The sequence below is a fragment of the Mesorhizobium sp. M8A.F.Ca.ET.181.01.1.1 genome, from assembly GCF_004792025.1.
GTDB lineage: Bacteria > Pseudomonadota > Alphaproteobacteria > Rhizobiales > Rhizobiaceae > Mesorhizobium.
Window position 1 is genome coordinate 1 of sequence record NZ_SRTV01000315.1, and the last position, 285, is coordinate 285.

Below are 285 nucleotides of genomic sequence, written 5' to 3' on the forward strand. Positions count from 1 at the left end.
GTGCGGTCGTAGTACCCGCCGCCGTAGCCGAGCCGGTAGCCGTCGGCGTCGAAACCCACGCAGGGCACGAGCAGCAGTTCGGGAATCACCAGACGTTCGGTTGCGGGCTCCGCGATCTTGTGATGGCCGATCTTCATCGGCGTATCCGGCGACCATGCGTGAAACTCGAGCGGCAAGCCGCGTTCCCTGATGATCGGCAGACTGGCTTCGCGCCGCGAGCCGCCCGCGAGCCACACAGAGATCGCTGTGCGCGCATCGAACTCGCCTGCGAGCGGCCAGTAGAAC

Annotated in this window: 1 protein-coding gene; it reads right to left on the reverse strand. The window is 66.3% G+C overall.

The genetic code is table 11. The features are described from left to right. Window positions 1-285, reverse strand: a 285-nt coding sequence (locus EN824_RS34760) for a 5-formyltetrahydrofolate cyclo-ligase (protein WP_281041420.1), incomplete at both ends; no start/stop codon positions are given.